Annotated in this window: 14 protein-coding genes; 5 read left to right on the forward strand and 9 right to left on the reverse strand. The window is 65.2% G+C overall.

Annotation, left to right across the window (positions count from 1 at the left end; genetic code table 11):
* Positions 1 to 8 precede the first annotated feature (8 nt).
* Entirely contained in the window at positions 9 to 830 is an 822-nt protein-coding gene (locus FYJ92_RS07055) for a ParA family protein (protein ID WP_185263204.1), read from the reverse strand.
* 301 nt (positions 831 to 1,131) lie between these two features.
* Here FYJ92_RS07055 and FYJ92_RS07060 point away from each other — a divergent pair, with 301 nt between their 5' ends.
* Complete coding sequence (locus tag FYJ92_RS07060) at positions 1,132 to 4,533, forward strand: pyruvate carboxylase (protein WP_185263205.1); 3,402 nt, start codon at positions 1,132 to 1,134, stop codon at positions 4,531 to 4,533.
* Positions 4,534 to 4,614: 81 nt separating this feature from the next.
* Here the strand turns inward: FYJ92_RS07060 and FYJ92_RS07065 are convergent, their stop codons facing one another.
* The gene (locus FYJ92_RS07065) at positions 4,615 to 6,423 is read right to left on the reverse strand and encodes a long-chain fatty acid--CoA ligase (RefSeq protein ID WP_185263206.1); all 1,809 of its coding nucleotides are present in this window, start codon (positions 6,421 to 6,423) and stop codon (positions 4,615 to 4,617) included.
* A gap of 179 nt (positions 6,424 to 6,602) precedes the next feature.
* Here FYJ92_RS07065 and FYJ92_RS07070 point away from each other — a divergent pair, with 179 nt between their 5' ends.
* Complete coding sequence (locus FYJ92_RS07070) at positions 6,603 to 7,694, forward strand: ROK family glucokinase (protein WP_185263207.1); 1,092 nt, start codon at positions 6,603 to 6,605, stop codon at positions 7,692 to 7,694.
* A gap of 10 nt (positions 7,695 to 7,704) precedes the next feature.
* On the opposite strand, the gene FYJ92_RS07075 is transcribed toward FYJ92_RS07070, so the two are convergent.
* The 3 genes from FYJ92_RS07075 to FYJ92_RS07085 are packed head-to-tail and all read right to left on the reverse strand — an operon-like array spanning position 7,705 to position 9,948.
* Positions 7,705 to 8,343, reverse strand: a complete 639-nt coding sequence (locus tag FYJ92_RS07075) for a hypothetical protein (protein WP_185263208.1) — start codon at positions 8,341 to 8,343, stop codon at positions 7,705 to 7,707.
* Complete coding sequence (locus tag FYJ92_RS07080) at positions 8,336 to 9,130, reverse strand: carboxylesterase (protein ID WP_185263209.1); 795 nt, start codon at positions 9,128 to 9,130, stop codon at positions 8,336 to 8,338. Before FYJ92_RS07080 ends, FYJ92_RS07075 begins: the two co-directional genes overlap by 8 nt.
* Positions 9,127 to 9,948, reverse strand: a complete 822-nt coding sequence (locus FYJ92_RS07085; RefSeq protein ID WP_185263210.1) for a carboxylesterase — start codon at positions 9,946 to 9,948, stop codon at positions 9,127 to 9,129. The genes FYJ92_RS07080 and FYJ92_RS07085 overlap by 4 nt, the downstream gene beginning before the upstream one ends.
* A gap of 112 nt (positions 9,949 to 10,060) precedes the next feature.
* On the opposite strand from FYJ92_RS07085, the gene FYJ92_RS07090 reads away from it, so the two are divergent.
* Complete coding sequence (locus tag FYJ92_RS07090; protein ID WP_255482339.1) at positions 10,061 to 10,840, forward strand: 1-acyl-sn-glycerol-3-phosphate acyltransferase; 780 nt, start codon at positions 10,061 to 10,063, stop codon at positions 10,838 to 10,840.
* A 71-nt stretch (positions 10,841 to 10,911) separates the two neighbouring features.
* Entirely contained in the window at positions 10,912 to 12,303 is a 1,392-nt protein-coding gene (locus FYJ92_RS07095; protein ID WP_185263211.1) for a class II 3-deoxy-7-phosphoheptulonate synthase, read from the forward strand.
* Between the two features lie 52 nt (positions 12,304 to 12,355).
* Here FYJ92_RS07095 and pknB read toward each other — a convergent pair whose 3' ends face one another.
* Both pknB and FYJ92_RS07105 read right to left on the reverse strand, forming a co-directional pair.
* Positions 12,356 to 14,428, reverse strand: a complete 2,073-nt coding sequence (gene pknB / locus FYJ92_RS07100) for a Stk1 family PASTA domain-containing Ser/Thr kinase (RefSeq protein WP_185263212.1) — start codon at positions 14,426 to 14,428, stop codon at positions 12,356 to 12,358.
* Positions 14,429 to 14,542: 114 nt separating this feature from the next.
* Positions 14,543 to 15,922, reverse strand: a complete 1,380-nt coding sequence (locus FYJ92_RS07105) for a lytic transglycosylase domain-containing protein (protein WP_185263213.1) — start codon at positions 15,920 to 15,922, stop codon at positions 14,543 to 14,545.
* Positions 15,923 to 16,162: 240 nt separating this feature from the next.
* Here FYJ92_RS07105 and FYJ92_RS07110 point away from each other — a divergent pair, with 240 nt between their 5' ends.
* Entirely contained in the window at positions 16,163 to 16,516 is a 354-nt protein-coding gene (locus FYJ92_RS07110; RefSeq protein WP_185263214.1) for an Rv2175c family DNA-binding protein, read from the forward strand.
* A 60-nt stretch (positions 16,517 to 16,576) separates the two neighbouring features.
* Here FYJ92_RS07110 and FYJ92_RS07115 read toward each other — a convergent pair whose 3' ends face one another.
* A complete protein-coding gene (locus FYJ92_RS07115) occupies positions 16,577 to 17,671 on the reverse strand; it encodes a polyprenyl synthetase family protein (protein ID WP_185263215.1) in 1,095 nt (364 codons plus the stop codon).
* The gene (locus FYJ92_RS07120; protein WP_185263216.1) at positions 17,668 to 18,195 is read right to left on the reverse strand and encodes a hypothetical protein; all 528 of its coding nucleotides are present in this window, start codon (positions 18,193 to 18,195) and stop codon (positions 17,668 to 17,670) included. Before FYJ92_RS07120 ends, FYJ92_RS07115 begins: the two co-directional genes overlap by 4 nt.
* Positions 18,196 to 18,300 lie beyond the last annotated feature (105 nt).

Consider the following 18,300-nt stretch of genomic DNA (forward strand, 5'->3'; position numbering starts at 1 on the left):
CGGGGGAGTTACCGCTGGGTTCGGTTCCGCAGGCCGCTTCCAGTCGCCAAGAGGTTGGCAAGGAGTGCGTCGAACAGTGCAGCGGACGACTTCGCCGATTCGCCGGGCCAGTGGTGCACCGGGTGGGCCGCGCCCTGGATCTGCTGCCAGTTCGCCTGTTCGGGGATGCGCGGGCTCAACAGGAGGTCACCGAACATCGATTCCATTTCCGCGAGCCGGTAGGTGTGTTCGGAGGAGCCCGTGCGCACGCGGTTGGCCACGATGCCGGCGGGGGACAGGTTCGGCGCAAATTCCTGCTTGAACAGCTGGATGGCGCGCATGGTCCGCTCCGTTCCCGCCACCGAGAAAAGTCCGGGCTCGGCCACCAAGGCCACCTTGTCACTCGCGGACCAGGCCATCCGGGTCAGCCCGTTCAGCGACGGCGGGCAGTCTATGAGGACCAGATCGTAGCGGTCGGCGCCGGCCAGGACTGTGGAAAGCCTGCGGAGGTCGCGGCGGCCAAGGTCGGGACGGTCGTAGATGCCGGTGTAGGCCGAACCCACAGCGACGTCCAGTACGGCCGGTCCGGACCCGTTGGTGTGCGCCCGTGCAGTCCAGGAGCTGCCTGCGACATTGTCCGCCAGTTTGGCGCGGCGGGGGCTCTTGAGCATCCTGCCGATGTCCAGCTGATCGCCGGCCAGGACGCCCAGGGCCGTGGTCGCGTCCGCATGCGGATCGAGGTCCACCACCAGGGTGGGGATTCCTGCGGCAAGCGCCGCAGACGCCAATCCTGTGGTGACGGAAGTCTTGCCGACTCCGCCCTTGAGGCTGCTGATGCTGACTACTTGCACTTGTGAGACCAAAACCTAACGCCGGCTGCCGTGTTGGGGGTAATGTTTGCTCCGGCACTGCCGAAGCCGGCGGCTCGAGCCGCCTTACTCATCATATGTGGCTGCGCCTGTGAATCCCGCCTTATGGGGACGCGGCATGGCACGGGGATGGTATGGGTGGCAGGTTCTGCCAGCCTCCGTTGATGCACGCGGGACATGACGGAGGTTTCTGTGACTGTGGCCACAGTGATTTGTGTTTCTAAGCGCGGGTCTTAGACACTGTGACCACTTACCGATACACCCGCAAAGATGCAGGAGAATTATGTTTTCCAAGATTCTGGTGGCCAACCGCGGCGAAATCGCGATCCGGGCCTTCCGTGCCAGCTACGAGCTCGGCGCCAAGACCGTTGCTGTCTTCCCCAATGAGGACCGAAATTCGATCCACCGCCAGAAGGCCGATGAGGCATATCTGATCGGCGAAGTGGGGCATCCCGTCCGGGCCTACCTCGATGTTGCCGAAGTGGTACGCGTTGCCAAGGAGTCCGGCGCCGACGCGATCTACCCCGGCTACGGCTTCCTGTCGGAAAACCCGGACCTCGCCCGCGCGGCAGAGGAAGCGGGCATCACCTTTGTTGGCCCGCCGGCTGAAGTGCTTGAGCTGGCCGGCAACAAGGTGGCAGCACTGAAGGCTGCCCGTGAGGCCGGTGTGCCGGTCCTGAAATCGAGTGAACCCTCGAAGGACATGGATGAGCTGATCGCCGCGGCCGACGAGATCGGGTTCCCCATCTTCGCGAAGGCCGTCGCCGGTGGCGGCGGACGTGGCATGCGCCGTGTTGATACCCGGGAAGGCCTTCCTGAGGCCCTGCAGGCCGCCATGCGTGAAGCCGATGCCGCCTTCGGTGACCCCACCATGTTCCTCGAGCAGGCAGTGCTACGCCCGCGCCACATCGAGGTCCAGATCCTGGCCGACGCCGAGGGCAACGTCATCCACCTCTTCGAACGGGACTGCTCCATCCAGCGCCGGCACCAGAAGGTCATCGAGATTGCCCCGGCACCCAACCTGGACGAAGGCATCCGCCAGGCGCTTTACCGCGACGCGGTGAAGTTCGCAAAGGCCCTGAACTACGTCAACGCCGGAACTGTGGAGTTCCTTGTGGACACCGTCGGCGAACGCGCAGGCCAGCACGTCTTCATCGAAATGAATCCCCGTATCCAGGTGGAGCACACAGTTACTGAGGAAGTGACGGACGTTGACCTGGTGCAGGCACAGCTTCGGATCGCCTCCGGCGAGACCCTCCCGGACCTTGGCCTTTCCCAGGAGACGGTCCAGCTCAAGGGTGCAGCGCTGCAGTGCCGCATCACCACCGAGGACCCGGCCAACGGGTTCCGGCCCGACGTCGGGAAGATCACCGGCTACCGCTCCGCCGGCGGTGCGGGTGTAAGGCTCGACGGCGGCACCGTCTACTCGGGTGCCGAGATCAGTCCCCACTTTGACTCAATGCTCGTGAAGCTGAGCTGCCGCGGCCGTGACTACCCTGCCGCCGTGGCCCGCGCCCGCCGGGCCCTCGCGGAGTTCCGCATCCGAGGTGTGTCGACCAACATTTCCTTCCTCCAGGCCGTCCTCGATGATGCCGACTTCATTGCCGGCAACGTTGCCACGAACTTCATCGACGAGCGACCCCAGCTGTTGAAGGCCCGGGTCTCCGCCGACCGCGGCACCAAGCTCCTGACCTGGCTGGCCGAAGTCACCGTCAACAAGCCCAACGGCGAGCTGAAGGTGCACTCGGATCCGGCTGCCAAACTCCCCGCCGTTGGCGATCGGCAGGCCGTGCCCGGATCACGCCAGCGCCTGCTGGAGCTTGGCCCTGAAGGATTCGCCAAGGCCCTGCGTGAGCAGACCGCCGTGGCCGTCACCGACACCACCTTCCGCGACGCCCACCAGTCCCTGCTGGCCACCCGCGTGCGTACCCGGGACCTCGTGGCCGCCGGACCCGCGGTCACGGCCCTCCTTCCGGAACTCCTTTCCGTTGAGGCCTGGGGCGGCGCAACCTATGACGTTGCGCTGCGCTTCCTCGGCGAGGACCCCTGGGACCGCCTGGCCGCCCTGCGGAAGGCGCTGCCCAACGTCTGCCTGCAGATGCTGCTGCGCGGCCGGAACACGGTGGGCTACACGCCGTACCCGGAGGAGGTGACGGTGGCTTTCGTCAACGAGGCCGCCGCCACCGGTATCGATATTTTCCGCATCTTCGATGCCCTGAACGACGTGAACCAGATGGCCCCCGCCATCCGCGCTGTCCGGGCCACCGGCACAGCTGTAGCCGAAGTGGCCCTGTGCTACACGGGCGACATGCTGAACCCGGACGAGAAGCTGTACACGCTGGACTACTACCTGGAACTGGCCCAGCGGATTGTGGATGCCGGCGCGCACATCCTTGCCATTAAGGACATGGCCGGGCTGCTCCGCCCGGCAGCGGCCGCCAAACTGGTCGCCGCACTGCGCGAACGCTTCGACCTCCCGGTCCACCTCCACACCCATGACACGGCCGGCGGTCAGCTGGCCACCCTGCTGGCGGCCGTCGACGCCGGCGTGGATGCTGTTGACGTTGCCTCCGCCTCGCTGGCCGGGACCACCAGCCAGCCGTCCGCCTCCGCCCTTGTGGCGGCGCTGGCGCACACCCCGCGGGACACCGGCTTGAGCCTTGACGCCGTCAGCTCCCTTGAGCCGTACTGGGAAGCCGTGCGCCGCGTCTACGCGCCGTTCGAGTCAGGCCTTCCGGGCCCCACCGGCCGTGTCTACCAGCACGAAATCCCGGGCGGCCAGCTCTCCAACCTGCGCCAGCAGGCCATGGCTCTGGGGCTGGGGGAGCGCTTCGAAGCGATCGAGGACATGTACACCGCGGCGGACCGGATCCTGGGCCGCCTGGTGAAGGTCACGCCGTCGTCCAAGGTGGTGGGAGACCTCGCCCTGCACCTCGTGGGCCTCAACGCAGATCCGGCGGACTTCAACGAAAACCCGCAGAACTACGACATCCCCGACTCCGTCATCGGCTTCCTGTCCGGCGAACTTGGGGACCCGCCCGGAGGATGGCCGGAGCCCTTCCGCACGAAGGCGCTCAAGGGCCGCAGCATCAAGGTCCGCGATGCTGACCTCAGCCCCGAGGACAGCGCCGCGCTCCAGGGTGATTCCAAGACCCGCCAGAACACGCTGAACCGCCTGCTCTTCGAGGGCCCCACCAAGGATTACCTCAAGAGCGTGGAGACTTACGGCAACATTTCCGTCCTCGACACCCGCGATTACCTTTACGGCCTTCAGCGCGGCGCCGAGCACGAGATCCAGTTGGAGAAGGGTGTCCGGCTGATCGCCTCGCTGGAAGCCGTTTCCGAGCCCGACGAGAAGGGCATGCGCACGGTGATGTGCACGCTCAACGGCCAGTCCCGCCCTGTTGTGGTCCGTGACCGCTCCGTGGTGAGCAACGTCAAAGCCGCCGAGAAGGCAGACCCGGCCCAGCCCGGCCACGTTGCCGCGCCGTTCGCCGGCGCCGTCACCGTGACCGTGAAGGCCGGCGACACGGTCAATGCCGGCGACACGGTGGCCACCATCGAAGCGATGAAGATGGAAGCCTCCATTACGACGCCGGTGGCGGGCAAAGTCTCGCGGCTCGCCATCTCCGCCGTGGAGCAGGTCCAGGGCGGGGACCTCCTCCTGGTCGTAGAGCAGGGCTAAGGAATCCAGGCTTAAAGGGAGGGGCCCTCCCGGCGGAAGTTTCCACTTCCGCCGGGAGGGCCCCTCATTTTGCAGTGCCGCTTAGACGCGCGGCGCGCCGTACATTTCCTCGATGACCGTCTCGAAGTCCTTCATCACCTGCGCCCGCTTCACCTTCATGGACGGCGTCAGATGGCCGGACGCTTCCGTGAAGTCCGAAGCGACGATCCGGAATGACTTGATGGCCTCCGCCTGCGACACCGAGGCGTTGGCCTGCGTGATGAGGTCCTGCACGGCGGCCTTGACCACAGGGCTCTCGACCGCCTCGTCAAGCGTGGTGGTGGCGGGCAGCCCGTGCCGCTGGAGCCAGCCCGGCAGGGCTTCCTGGTCCAGGGTCACCAGGGCGCCGATGAACGGCCGGTTGTCGCCCACCACCAGGACCTGGGAGACCAGTGCATCCGCCCGGATCTGGTCCTCCAGCAGGGCCGGAACCACGTTCTTGCCGCCCGCCGTGACAATGATTTCCTTCTTGCGGCCGGTGATCCACAGGAAGCCGTTCTCGTCGAGCCTTCCGATGTCGCCGGTGCGGAACCAGTCATCGGCAAACGTATCGGCCATCAGGTCTTCGCGTTGGTAGTAGCCGCGCATCACGCAGACACCCTTGGCCAGGATCTCGCCGTCTTCGGCGATCTTGACGGAGTTGCCCGGCAGCGGCTTGCCGACGGAGCCGATCTTGATCAGGGCGGGGGTGTTGACCGAAATGGGGGCGGTGGTCTCGGTAAGGCCATACCCTTCAAGGATCTGCAGGCCGATGCCCTGGAAGAAGTGCCCCAGCCGTTCCCCAAGCGGGCCGCCGCCGGACACGGCATGGGCCACGTTGCCGCCCATGGCCGCGCGCAGCTTGCCGTAGACGAGTTTGTCGAACACCGTGTGCTTGAGTTTCAGCCCCAGGCCAACGTGCCCGGCCTGGCGGGCTTTGGAGAACGCGATGGCGGTCTCCGTGGCCTTGTGGAAGATGGCACCCTTGCCGCCGTCCTCTGCCTTTGTCAGGGCCGAGTTGTAGACCTTTTCGAAGACGCGCGGCACGGCCAGGATGAACGTGGGCTGATAGCTCTGCAGATCGGCCAGCAGGTTCTTGATGTCCGGGGTGTGCGCCACCGTGGCGCCGGCGGCCACTGCCAGCACCGAAATGAACCGTGCAAAGACGTGGGCCAACGGCAGGAACATGATGGTTTTGGCCTGCTCGTTGACCACGTCGCCAAGCAGCGCCAGGGCGTTGTCGGACAGTTCAACGAAGTTGCCGTGGGTCAGCTCGCAGCCCTTCGGCCGGCCGGTGGTGCCCGAAGTGTAGATGAGGGTGGCCACGTCGCTGAGCTGTGCCGTTGAGCGGCGGGCCTCCAGGTCGGCGTCGCTGACGTCCCGGCCCGCCTCACGGACGGCGTCCAGTCCGCTGCCTTCGAGTTGCCAGACGTGCTGGAGGGCGGTGAGGCCTTCGGACGTGGCAGCCTGCCGGATGATGTCCTCATGGTGGGCGGCCTCGCCGAATGCGGCAACCGCCCCGGAGTCACCGAGGTTCCAGGCAACCTGCGACGGCGATGAGGTCTCGTAGATGGGCACCGAGACGGCGCCGGCGAACCAGATGGCAAAGTCGATGAGCGCCCACTCGTAGCGTGTGCGGGACATGATGCCCACCCGGTCGCCGGCTCCCACGCCACTGGCCATCAGGCCCTTGGCAAGGGCTTGGACATCCGCCAGGAAATCCGTGGCCGAGACGTCCCGCCACGCGCCTGCGGAGTCCAGCCGCGAGAAGAGTGCCGGGTTGCTGGGCTTGGCTGCCTGCCGAAGCACAAGATCGGTGATGTTGGTTTCCGGTGGGACAACAACCAGAGGCGGAACACTGAATTCGCGCACTATAGCTCCTTTGATATCCATAGACCCGCACAGGGTATGCCTAAAGACTAATACGCCCTGTAGCTTGGCCGTGCAGAAACAAACCTACTGGCCAGTAACATAGGAGTCAAAGAGGAGTGCGAAGGCCATGGGCCCGGCCTCCGGTGCTGCCTGCCCCGGGCGCCCTAGAATGAAGCACTATGTATGCAACGCCCCCCGGCGAGCCCGCCGATCCGCTCCGACGTCCAGCCCCTTGGCGGCGGCGGCCGCCGCTGGGATTGAGGGCCCGGCCCAGGCAGGTGGAAACGTTCCGGGAGCACCTGCGGCTCGGGCGCAAGGGGCTGGCGATCGGCATCGATATCGGCGGCACCAAGGTCGCCGCCGGCGTGGTAGACGCCGACGGTAGGATTCTGAGCGAGGCCCGGCGGTCGACCCCAGGCAGCGACCCGCGCGCTGTGGAGCAGGTCATCGTCGAGCTCGTGGACGAATTGGGAGCCGGCCACAGGGTCTGGTCGGTGGGCATCGGTGCGGCCGGTTGGATGGATCTGGATGGCGGAACAGTGCTTTTCAGTCCGCACCTCGCCTGGCGCAACGAGCCGTTGCGGGCAAACCTTGAGCGCCTCCTGCGACGCCCTGTGCTACTGACGAACGACGCCGACGCCGCGGCCTGGGCGGAATGGCGCTTTGGTGCGGGGCAGGGGGAGGACCGGCTGGTGTGCATCACCCTCGGCACCGGTATCGGCGGCGCCATGGTGATGGACGGGCGGGTGGAGCGCGGCCGGTTTGGTGTAGCCGGCGAATTCGGCCACCAGATCATCATGCCCGGCGGGCAGCGTTGCGAGTGCGGGAACCGGGGCTGCTGGGAGCAGTACGCTTCGGGTAACGCCTTGGGCCGGGAAGCGAGGATCCTGGCGCGTGCCAATTCGCCGGTTGCCCAGGAACTGCTGGCCACCGTCGGCGGCGACGCAGAGCAGATCACCGGGACGATTGTCACCGAACTGGCACTCGCCGGTGACGCGGCCTGCCGCGAACTCCTTGATGAAGTGGGCGAATGGCTGGGCCTGGGACTGGCGAACCTGGCAGCATCGTTGGATCCCGGACTGTTTGTGATCGGCGGGGGACTCTGCTCGGCAGGTGACCTGCTGGTGGAGCCCGCCCGTAAAGCCTTCGCCCGGAATCTTACCGGCCGGGGCTTCCGTCCGGCGGCCGGAATCGAGCTGGCAGCGCTCGGGCCAAACGCGGGGCTCATCGGAGCGGCCGATCTGTCCCGGGTCAGCAGCCGCATGCGGTGACGGACGCTTCTTAGACGCGGGCGCCGTCGTCGTTCTCGTCTTTTTCCTGGGGCAGCTTCATGATCAGGTAAACAACGGCGAGGATGAACGCTGCCACCATGCCCACAATCGCAAGCAGTGGCGCGGACCGCCAGAACATAGCGGCCAGGAGCAAGGCAAGGGGCGCACCGATGGCACCGAGCCAGGCCAGCATGGTCAGGGGATCCGTCCCGGCAAGGCTTGGCGGTTCTTCCGGCACGAAGTCCCCGGCGTCGTCCTCCACGGCATAGTCACGCGGGCCGAAGGCCTCGTTGCCACCCTCGCCGTAACCAGCGGTACCTTCGCCGGCCTGCGCACCGTCACCGGCGCCGGACGTTGCCGCCTGCCGTTCGGCTGCGGTCAGTTCGGTAGGGGCTGTGCCCGCCAGGCCCAGCGGATCAAAGTCGCGGAACGTCGCGGACCTGCCAGCCCCGGCCGCGGCGTCCGGGCCTGGTAAATCAGGAGTTTTCGCGTCAGGGTCCGGGGCATTCGGGCCGGGGGAGCTGGCACCCGCCGGGACTGTGCCGGTAGGTGCTCCGGGCTTTTCTTCGAGCCGGGCCACCAGGTCCAGCCACACTGCATCGTCCTGGTTTGCGCTTTGGTCCTGTGAACCGGAGTCGGGCCTATTCATGGGCGGTACCCTCCTGGACCCGGGCTGCTGCCGTGCCGGCAACCACTGCCCGGATGAAGTCGGCAGATCCTCGGAAAATCTCCTCAGCGTCGTTATCAAGCGTTGCCACGTGGTAGCTGTTCTCCAGCGTGGTCAGTGTCAGCGGTGCGTTTGTCAGGCCGCGGCGCAGCGCTGCCACACTGGTGTCCGATACGACGTGGTCCACGGTGGAGCGGAAGACCCGTACGGGCGCGGTGACGCGGGGGAGCAACCGGATGGTGTCCTTGAACATCTTGTTCAGCTCATGGGCCGCAGCCACGGGCGTACGGGGGTAGGCGCCCTCGTCCATCCCGGGTTTGAGGATGTCGTTGGCGATGGCCGGAGTACTCTTCAGGACCAGTTTCAGGATGCCGGCCAAGGGCGCTCGGGGATCATCGATAACGAGGCCGGGGTTCACCACGATCACCCCGGCCACGGGCCGGCTGGCCGCAATTCTCAGGGCCAGCGCGCCGCCCATGCTCAGCCCGGCGACGAAGACGTGGTCGCAGTGGGAGTCAAGCTCCAGGTAGGCGTCGTCCAGTGCGCCGTGCCACTGCGGCCAGCGCGTGCGCGCCAGGTCCTGCCAGCTGGTGCCGTGCCCGGGCAGCAGCGGCATGCGTACGGCGAACCCGGCGTCGGCGAACGACTGCGCCCACGCGCGCAGGCCGTGCGGACTGCCCGTAAATCCGTGGGAGAGGGCCACCCCGATCCGGGCTCCGGCGCCGTTGAAGGTGCTGCTGAAAGGGCTGTGGTCCGGTACGCCGGTCATGAAGTCTCCGAGGTGGTGTGAGGTGTGGCCGCGGTTCGGGCTGACGGGGCAGCGGCGGGTGTATGGGCAAGGAAGAAGGCGCTGGAACGGGCAAATATCTCTGGCGCATCAACATCGAGCGTGGCCACATGTCCGCTGTTGTGCAGGTCCACTACTTCCACCAAGTGTGGGCCCAAACGCTGCCGCAGCGTCAGGAGCGAGGTGGCCGGCACCACGACGTCCGACTGGGACTTGAAGACCTGCACCGGGGTGCTGACCTGGTGCAGCCCCCGCGTGGCTGTGCCGAAAAGCTTCTTGAGCTCATGTACGGCTGCCAAAGGCGTCCGCGAATAGTCGCCGTCATTGGTGACGCCCGCCGTCGGCTGTTCCTCCTGGATGGGCAAGGTAGTGCGCTGGAAATACTTGAGCACTCCGATGACATGCACGCGGCGGTCATAGAAGCTAAGGCCGGGATTCACCAGAGAGACGCCAGCTGCGGGATGCCTGGCGGCCGTCAGCAACGCAATGGCGCCGCCCATCGAGAGGCCGGCCACAAAACACTGCTCCGTCCGGGCGCTCAGCTCCAGGTACGCCGATTCGAAAGTCCCGTACCAGTCGCGCCAATTTGAGCGCGCGAGCTGACGCCAATCTGTCCCGTGGCCGGGAAGAAGCGGTACCGACACCGCGAATCCCTGGGCGGCGAGGTGCTCTGCCCAGGGCAAGACGCTCAGGGGGCTGCCGGTGAAGCCGTGGCAGATGGCAATCCCGGTGGTGGCATTGGGTCCGTGGCCGGGGTAGCTGAAAGCGGCAGGCCGGGGCGCGATGCTGCTTTCTGTCATGGCACCATCGTGTCATTGTTCGGGACAAATCTCACTAGAGTAGGGTTGCATTGAAGTGCCCGCCCGGCCCGACGAAGGAGCTGGCCGGCCGGCTTCCGGAGAGGTTCATCACGTGTTCTATTGGGTCATTAAGCGGATCTTCCTGGGGCCGGTGCTACGGCTTCTTTTCCGCCCCTGGGTCAAAGGCCTGGACAATGTTCCGGCGCAGGGGGCGGCCATTATCGCCTCGAACCATCTGTCTTTCTCCGACTCCATCTTCATGCCGCTGATGGTTCGAAGGCCGGTGGTTTTCCTGGCCAAGTCCGAGTACTTCACCGGCACGGGCCTCAAGGGCAGGCTGACGGCCCTCTTCTTCAGGCTCACCAACCAGTTGCCCATGGACAGGTCCGGCGGCGCGGCATCGGCCGTATCGCTCAATGCCGGCATGGATGTCCTGACCGGCGGTGGACTGCTGGGCATCTACCCTGAAGGCACCCGCAGCCCCGACGCACGCCTGTACCGGGGAAAGGTGGGAGTCGCCAGGCTCGCCCTGGAGGCTGGAGTGCCCGTGATTCCCGTGGCAATGATCGGCACGGACAAGGTTCAGCCCATCGGCAAACGGATGCCGAATATCCGGCGGATCGGCATGATTTTCGGTGCTCCGCTGGATTTCAGCCAATTCTCCGACCAGGCGGAGGACCGGCTGGTCCAGCGCAAGGTCACCGACGAGATCATGTTCGAGCTGATGCGCCTCTCCGGCCAGGAGTACGTGGACGAGTACGCCGCCGTGGTTAAGCTCCGCCTTGCGGGAGCAGCGGCGACCGGGGCTGGCGGTGCCTCCGCGAAACGGGCTGAATCTGACGGCGGTGCCGAGGGCACTGAGACCGAGGGTAAGGACCCGGCAGCCGGCTGACTGTGACGCCGCTCTCGGGACGCGTGACGGTCAGGTGTCCTGAAGCCAGCCGCGCACATTAGTCTTAGATAGTGACTGAGCTATCTGCAAAACCTGCCTTTTCGCTGTCCAGCACCGCCCAGAGCGGAGCAGCCAATTATCCTGGCCTGGATGTTTGGCGTGACCTTCCCGTTTCCCAGCAGCCCAGCTGGCAGGACAAGGACGTTTTCGACGCATCTGTCGGGGAACTTTCCGTGCTGCCGCCGCTGGTTTTCGCCGGCGAAGTGGACGTTCTCCGTGAACGGCTGGCAGCTGCCGCGGAGGGCAAAGCCTTCCTGCTGCAAGGTGGCGACTGTGCTGAGACCTTTGAAGCGGCAACGGCGGACAAGATCAGCGCCCGGGTCAAGACCATCCTGCAGATGGCAGTGGTGCTCACTTACGGCGCGGCGATGCCGGTCATCAAGATGGGCCGGATGGCCGGCCAGTTCGCCAAGCCCCGCTCGTCCAACGACGAGACCCGCGACGGCGTGACCCTGCCGGCGTACCGAGGCGACATCGTCAACGGCTACGAGTTCACTCCCGAGTCCCGTGGCCATGACGCCGCCCGGATGCTCAAGGCCTACCACACGTCCGCCTCCACGCTGAACCTCATCAGGGCCTTCACGCAGGGCGGCTTCGCGGACCTGCGCTCCGTGCACCAGTGGAACAAGGGTTTCACCGAAAACCCGGCGCACGCCCGTTACGAATCCCTCGCCCGAGACATCGACCGTGCCATCAAGTTCATGGCCTCCTGCGGCGCTGATTTCGAAGCACTCAAGCGGGTGGAATTCTTCGCCAGCCACGAGGCCCTGCTGCTGGACTACGAGCGTGCACTGACCCGCATCGATTCGCGTACCGGTTTCCCGTATGACACCTCGGCGCATTTCCTGTGGATCGGGGAGCGTACGCGCGAACTTGACCACGCGCACGTTGACTTCCTCTCACGCGTCCGGAATCCCATTGGCGTGAAGCTGGGCCCGTCGACAACCGGCGACGACGCCCTCCGCCTCATCGACAAGCTGGACCCCGAGCGGGAGCCGGGCAGGCTGACGTTCATCACGCGCATGGGAGCGGGCAATATCCGCGAGAAGCTTCCTGCCATTGTGGAGAAGGTCACGGCCTCCGGCGCTAAGGTTCTCTGGGTCACCGATCCGATGCACGGCAACACGGTTACGTCGCCGAACGGCTACAAGACCCGCAACTTCGACGACGTCATTGATGAAGTACGCGGTTTCTTCGAAGTGCACCAGGCCCTGGGCACGGTTCCCGGTGGCCTCCATGTGGAGATGACCGGTGACGACGTCGCGGAATGCCTGGGCGGTGCCGATCCGGTGGACCAGGAATCGTTCCTCGACAAGTACGAGTCGGTCTGCGATCCGCGACTGAACCACATGCAGTCCCTCGAAATGGCGTTCCTCGTGGCCGGAGCACTGGCCAAGCACTGACCGCCCGATGCGGAGTCAGGCTTCCACGGTGGTGTGGCCGGCAGACCGCCGGCTACACCACGGTGAGGGTAACAACGGAGCCTTCAGGCACCTTCTTCTTCACCGGGTCCTGATCACGAACCGTGCCGAAGAAGCCGCCGAGGATATTGTTTACCCGTACCTCGAAGCCCAGCGCACGCAGCGCTGCTTCGGCTTCTTTGGCTTGTTTGCCGATGAAGCTGGGGACTTCAACGAGTTTGGGTCCGTCGGAAATGGTCAGCGTCACTGCGCCGCCCTTGGTCAGGGTGCCGGTCGCGGGCGACTGTGCGGCAACTGAGCCCTTGGGCACCTTGGGATCGTTGACTTCGTCCTTCGCGACATCGGCCTTGAGGCCGGCAGCTTCGATGGCGTCGACGGCGGCGTTCTTCGCCAGTCCCACCACTGACGGGACCGGGATCGGCTGCGGCCCCTTGGAGACCAGAAGATTGACCGGGGTGCCGTGGCGCGCGGGGGCCGCGGCAGCCGGTTCCTGGGAGAGCACGACGCCGGCGGCAACGGCGCCGTCAAATTGTTCAGTGACGGTGCCGAGCGCCATTTCAGCCTGGTTCAGTGCATTTTTCGCGTCGTCAAGCGTTCCGCCGGTCAGTTTCGGGAGTTCATAGAGTTGCGGGCCCTGGGAAACAAACAAGGACACCGGCTGATACTTCCGAGTCTCCGTTCCGGCAGTCGGGTCGGAGCCCACCACGAGGCCGGAGGGAACGTCGTCGTCAAAGACATCGTTGGTCCGTGACTGGAACCCCGCCTCGCTCAGCAGTTGCTGCGCCTGGGCCACCGACTTGTTGGCGACCACCGGAATGGTGCCCGGGGACCCGGGACCCATGCCGAAGAACCAGCCGGCTCCTGTGGCAAGCAATGCGATGATGACCAGGACCACCACCCAGAGGACGCCGCGGCGCCGCGGGTTGCCCTCCCGCAGGCTCCGGACCGGGGTGGCCGCAGCCCGCGCCCTTGCCTTCTCGTCCTCCCTGTCGAGCCTGCGCCGGGCGCGTTTGCTGATGGGAATCGCTGCCGGGACGGCGTCTTGAGCTTCAAGCCTGTAATGCGCTTCCGGCCGGTACTGTTCGCCTGGCCGGAAGTTGGCGTCGGCCGGATACAGGGCTTGCGGACCCTGCGGTGAGTGCTGTGGCTGGGGCCGGGAGAAGGACGACATTACGGCTGTGGGATTGTTGGTGCGGGCGATGACCTCGGTGTGGTTCTGCTGTCCTGCGGGGGCTGCTGCCGGTGGCATGAGGTCCAGTTCGGCGTCCGTGAGATTGGTCCTGATGTGGCGCAGTTCCTGCAGCAGGGCGTTGCCGTCGACGGGGCGGTTCTCGGGATCGTTTGCGGTGCACCACTGGACGAGTTCATCCACTTCGGCGGCGAGGCCGGGCACCAAGGCCGAGGGCGGACTGACTGTTTCATTCACGTGCTTGTACGCAACCTGGATGGGGACCTCGCCGTCGTACGGCTGCTGGCCGGTCAACATCTCAAAGAGCATGATGCCCACGGAGTAGATATCGCTCCGGGTATCAGCCTGTTTTCCGAGCACAAGCTCGGGCGAGAGGTAACCCACGGTACCGATGAGTGTCCCGGTGCTCGTGGACGTCGTCACCGCACGGGCCAGCCCGAAGTCGCCGATCTTGATCCGGCCGTCGTCCGCGATCAGGACGTTCTCCGGTTTCACATCCCGGTGGATCAGCCCCGCAGCGTGGGCCGCGCCGAGGCCTTGCACTACCGGATCAATCAGGGCGAGGGCCAGCCGGGGAGGCAGTGCACCTCTGGATCTGATGACGTCCCGGAGGGTGTGGCCCTTGATGTGTTCCATTACCAGATAGGCCGTCTGGCCGTCGTTGCCCTGGTCCAGGACTCCCACAACGTGGGCGTGGGACAGCTTCGCGGCGGCCTTCGCCTCGCGGCCCAGCCGGTCCAGGAACGTCTCGTCGGTGGCGAGGTGGGGATGGAGGACCTTCAGGGCAACATCGCGTTCCAGCCGGAGGTCCGTTGCCAGATATACCGTCGACATGCCGCCGCGCGCAAGTTTAGAGCGGACGGCGTAGCGGTTGTCCACCAGCGTTCCAACGAGAAGGTCTGACACTTGTTCCTGCACCCTACGATACTAATCCCGCATGGAAAAGGGTCCGAACCGACGTGCGGTCCGGACCCTTATCGTTATCCCCGGGCTGGCTTCAGCAAGCCCGCGGGGGAGCTGTTATGCGGTGGTTTAGCCGAAGTTCTTTTGGTGCGCCTTGATCGCAGCTACGTAGGCCTTGGTGTCGTCGTACATACCGTATTTGCTGACCGAGTACTGGCCCTGGTAGTACCCCGCTATGGCTGTGTCCTCGTCCTTGCTGGTGGCGATGAGGCGCTTGATGATCGCCACGCCGGCCGTTGCGTTGTCGTAGGGGTCCAGCAGGTTGAGCTTCCGCCCTACGAGGTCTGACGCCCACTGCCCGGAGGAGGGGATGACCTGCATGGTGCCGATCGCGTTGGCCGGTGACACCGCTCGCTGGTCAAAGCCGGACTCCTGTTGCGCGAAGGCCAGAGCCAGGGTGGGGTCTACCCCCAACTGGCGGGCCGTGTCGGCCACAATTGCGCGCATCTCAGCCCGGGACGGTACGGGAGAGGCGTTCAGCAAGGCCTTGTTTTCGTTGGCGGAGCTCACAACGGCCGCGGGGTAGGTGAAGCCCAGGAAGGAGCTCGCTACCAGTGGAGCGGCGGGGGCCGCGGGGGCAGCCGGGGTGGAGGAAGCGGGCTGGATGGAGGCGCCCGGAATGACCAGCTTGTTGCCGGGGTAGATGACAGTACTCATGCTCAGCTGGTTGGCCGCCAGGATGTCCGAGAGCTTGACGCCGTGCCGGGAGGCGATCGCTGACAGGGTGTCCCCGGCCTTGATCGTGTATGAACCGCCGGGAGCTGGTGCGGGAGCTGGTGCGACGGGAGCGGAAGTAGGCTGGACTGCTGCAGCCGGTGCTGCAGCAGCACCCGCGCCCACGTTGATCTTCTGGCCCGGGTAGATGATGGAGCGCATGTTCAGGCCGTTCCAGCTGAAAACATCGGACAAGCTGACGTTGTGCCGGGCCGCGATGGCGCCGAGTGTATCGCCGGCTTTTACCGTGTAGCTGCCTCCGGCATTGGCCGGAGCGGCCGCGGTGGGGGCCGCCGGGGCCGGAGCAGGCGCAGCGGGGGAACCCGAGCCGGACAGCTTGATCTTCTGGCCGGGGTAAATAATGGTGTTCGTCTGGAGGTTGTTGAGCTTGAGGACTTCGTACGTGTCCAGCCCGAACTTGCCGGCAATTCCGCTGATGGTGTCGCCGCGGGCGATGGTGTATTCCGCGGGCGCCGCCGGCTGCATGGGCTGGAAGGCAGCCGGAATAGTAGTGGAGACGGAAGCCGCCGGGATCAGGCCAACTTTCGTTTCGGCCGCTTGGGCTTTCATCGCGGCGGCAAGGGTTGCCGGGATTGCGCGTGCAGGTGCCTCTGCCGCAGCAGGCTGGGCGAGGGCCAACGACGACAAGACAACCGCAGGGAGGGCCGCCGTGGTGACAGCAATCATGGGCAGGCTCTGCCTCGGGGGCTGTTTTGGCGAGCGGGACGTCGTCATGGAAAGATTCCTCTTCTTCAACTGCCGTGGGCGGGAGATGCTATGTGACTATTGATACTAATGTTACTCAAGTTATTAGTGTTACAAATGTGATCTATGTGAATCTCTCATGAAATGTCCCTTAGCACAAGAATTCCGACGCAACTGGGATAAAGAGTTTTGTGGAGTGTTGCATAATTCGCGGCAATGGCAGCCAAGGCCGACTAGGCGGCAGGGGTCCGGCCGTGGCAACCTTGATCCGTGAGTAACGTAGAAAGCCTTGTGGGCGAGTGGCTGCCCCTGCCGGATGTCGCGCAGATGTTGGACGTTTCTATTACGAGAGTCCATGGCCTTATTGATGAACGCGCCTTGGCGGCCCTGCGGGTCGGGGAACGGCGAATACGGTCAGTTCCAGCCGCGTTTATCCTGGACGGCCAGGTTGTTGACAGCCTCAAGGGGACCATTGTGGTCCTGGCGGACGCCGGCTATTCCGACGAGGACCTGATCGTCTGGCTGTTCACCCCCGACGAGTCGCTCCGGGGACGGCCAATTGATGCCTTGCGGGAAGGCCGCAAGACGGAAATCAGGCGCCGGGCTCAGACTCTGGCCTGGTAAACAACACAACGGGCCCGGTCGACGCCGGGCCCGCAGCTGCTGCAAAGACCAGGACCGATGTCAGGACGCGCGGCTGACCGTGGCTTCCGCCAGCTTCCGCAGTGCGGTCTTGGGCAGTTCGTCCAGCGGCAGCTGTTCCAGCGCGTTATACGCCGCGGCGCCGAATTCGTTGATCAGCACTTCCGTCGCCTGAAGCGCCCCCGACTCTTCGATGATCCGCCGGATCTCTGACACGTCAGCGTCGCCGAGGTCAGGGCTGCCCAGCTTCGCGTCGATAAATTCCGATTCTGACGTTGATGCCTGGCCCAGCGCGAGGGCAATGAGCACTGTCCGCTTACCTTCGCGGAGATCGTCGCCTGCCGGCTTGCCCGTAGTGACAGGGTCCCCGAAGACCCCCAGGACGTCGTCGCGCAGTTGGAACGCTTCGCCCAGCGGCAGCGCGAAGGCCGAGTAGCCCCGGAGCAAGTCGTCCGGAGCGCCCGCCAAGGCGCCGCCAAGCGCCAGCGGGTGCTCCGTGGAGTATTTGGCGGACTTGAACCTGATGATGGACCGTGCCCTCGTCACCGCTCCGGCCCGGTCCCGGACAGGACCTGCCACTTCCTCCAGGATGTCAAGATACTGACCCGCCATAACCTCGGCACGCATGAGGTTGAAGATCAGACGCGCCCTGCTGCCTGCAGCCGCCTGTTCGCCGATGTCCGTGAAGGCCTCCTCGCTGAAGGAGAGGCATAGATCCCCGGTGAGGATCGCGGCTGCCTGCCCAAACCGCTCGCTGTCCAGGGCCCAGCCTTGCGCGTGGTGCAGCTGGCTGAAGCGGCGATGCACGCTGGGCCCGCCACGCCGCGTGTCCGAGCGGTCAATGATGTCGTCATGGATCAGGGCAGCTGCCTGGAAAAGTTCCAGGGCCGATCCCGCCGTCACGATTTCCTCGGCCGCCGGATCGCCGCCCGCGCCGCGCCACCCCCAGTAACACATCAGGGCGCGGAGCCTCTTGCCGCCCGTCACCAGGTTGGAAATGGAACCCATGATGGGATCGATATCGGGTGAAATGGCAGTCATGAGCGTTTGCCGGGTGGTGAGGAAGTCTGTCAGCTCACCGGCAACGGCGGCGACGAATGCAGTCTGCTCAATCCTTAACTGCTCCGAAACACTCACTTGGCAAACTCAGCAGCCACGTTTGCGCCGATGGTGAAAGTAGAAAGGCCGGCCGCTTCGACGGCGGCGATGTTGACCGTCTCGGAGTCGTTCCGGACGAAGTCTTTGGAAGCGACAGCGCCCACAGCGTCGCCGGGGACGGCTTTGAATCCCTGCGCTTCCAGGTGCTTTGTGTAGAAATCCACGACGGTGGCGGTCGGGGCGTTGATGCTGGCCACGAGGGCCGCCGTGGCGGGCGTTGATGTCTTATCAAAGCTGCTCGAAATCACCGTGGCCCCGGGCATCAGTGGGAGCAGGGTTTCCGGGAATCCCGCGACAATTGTCCCTACAGTGGCGGACGTTCCCGGCGACGCCGTCGGGCTCGCGGACGCGGTTATGCTGGCGCTGCCAGATGCTGGTGAGGATGTAACTGAGGAGGATGATGCCGCTCCGGGCTCTGCGGGGCTGCAGGCAGCGAGAGCCAGAATGGCGCCCGCGGCCAGTGCCGCTAATCCTGTTGGCTTAAGACTTTTCATGACGGTCACGGGGACTGTCCTCCTGGTGTTGATGCCGGATTCAGCCTCCAGTTTAGTCAGTACCAGCCGATACAATTGCCGGTGTGGGACCTGAGCGGAACAACCAGTACACCG

Origin of the sequence: Pseudarthrobacter sp. NBSH8 (assembly GCF_014217545.1) — a bacterium.
Classification (GTDB): Bacteria; Actinomycetota; Actinomycetes; order Actinomycetales; family Micrococcaceae; genus Arthrobacter.

Coding starts and splice junctions, on each gene's coding strand:
- FYJ92_RS07060 (WP_185263205.1), top strand. CDS start 1,132: ATGTTTTCCAAGATTCTGGTGGCCAACCGCGGCGAAATCGCGATCCGG.
- FYJ92_RS07070 (WP_185263207.1), top strand. CDS start 6,603: ATGTATGCAACGCCCCCCGGCGAGCCCGCCGATCCGCTCCGACGTCCA.
- FYJ92_RS07075 (WP_185263208.1), bottom strand. CDS start 8,343: ATGAATAGGCCCGACTCCGGTTCACAGGACCAAAGCGCAAACCAGGAC.
- FYJ92_RS07080 (WP_185263209.1), bottom strand. CDS start 9,130: ATGACCGGCGTACCGGACCACAGCCCTTTCAGCAGCACCTTCAACGGC.
- FYJ92_RS07085 (WP_185263210.1), bottom strand. CDS start 9,948: ATGACAGAAAGCAGCATCGCGCCCCGGCCTGCCGCTTTCAGCTACCCC.
- FYJ92_RS07105 (WP_185263213.1), bottom strand. CDS start 15,922: ATGACGACGTCCCGCTCGCCAAAACAGCCCCCGAGGCAGAGCCTGCCC.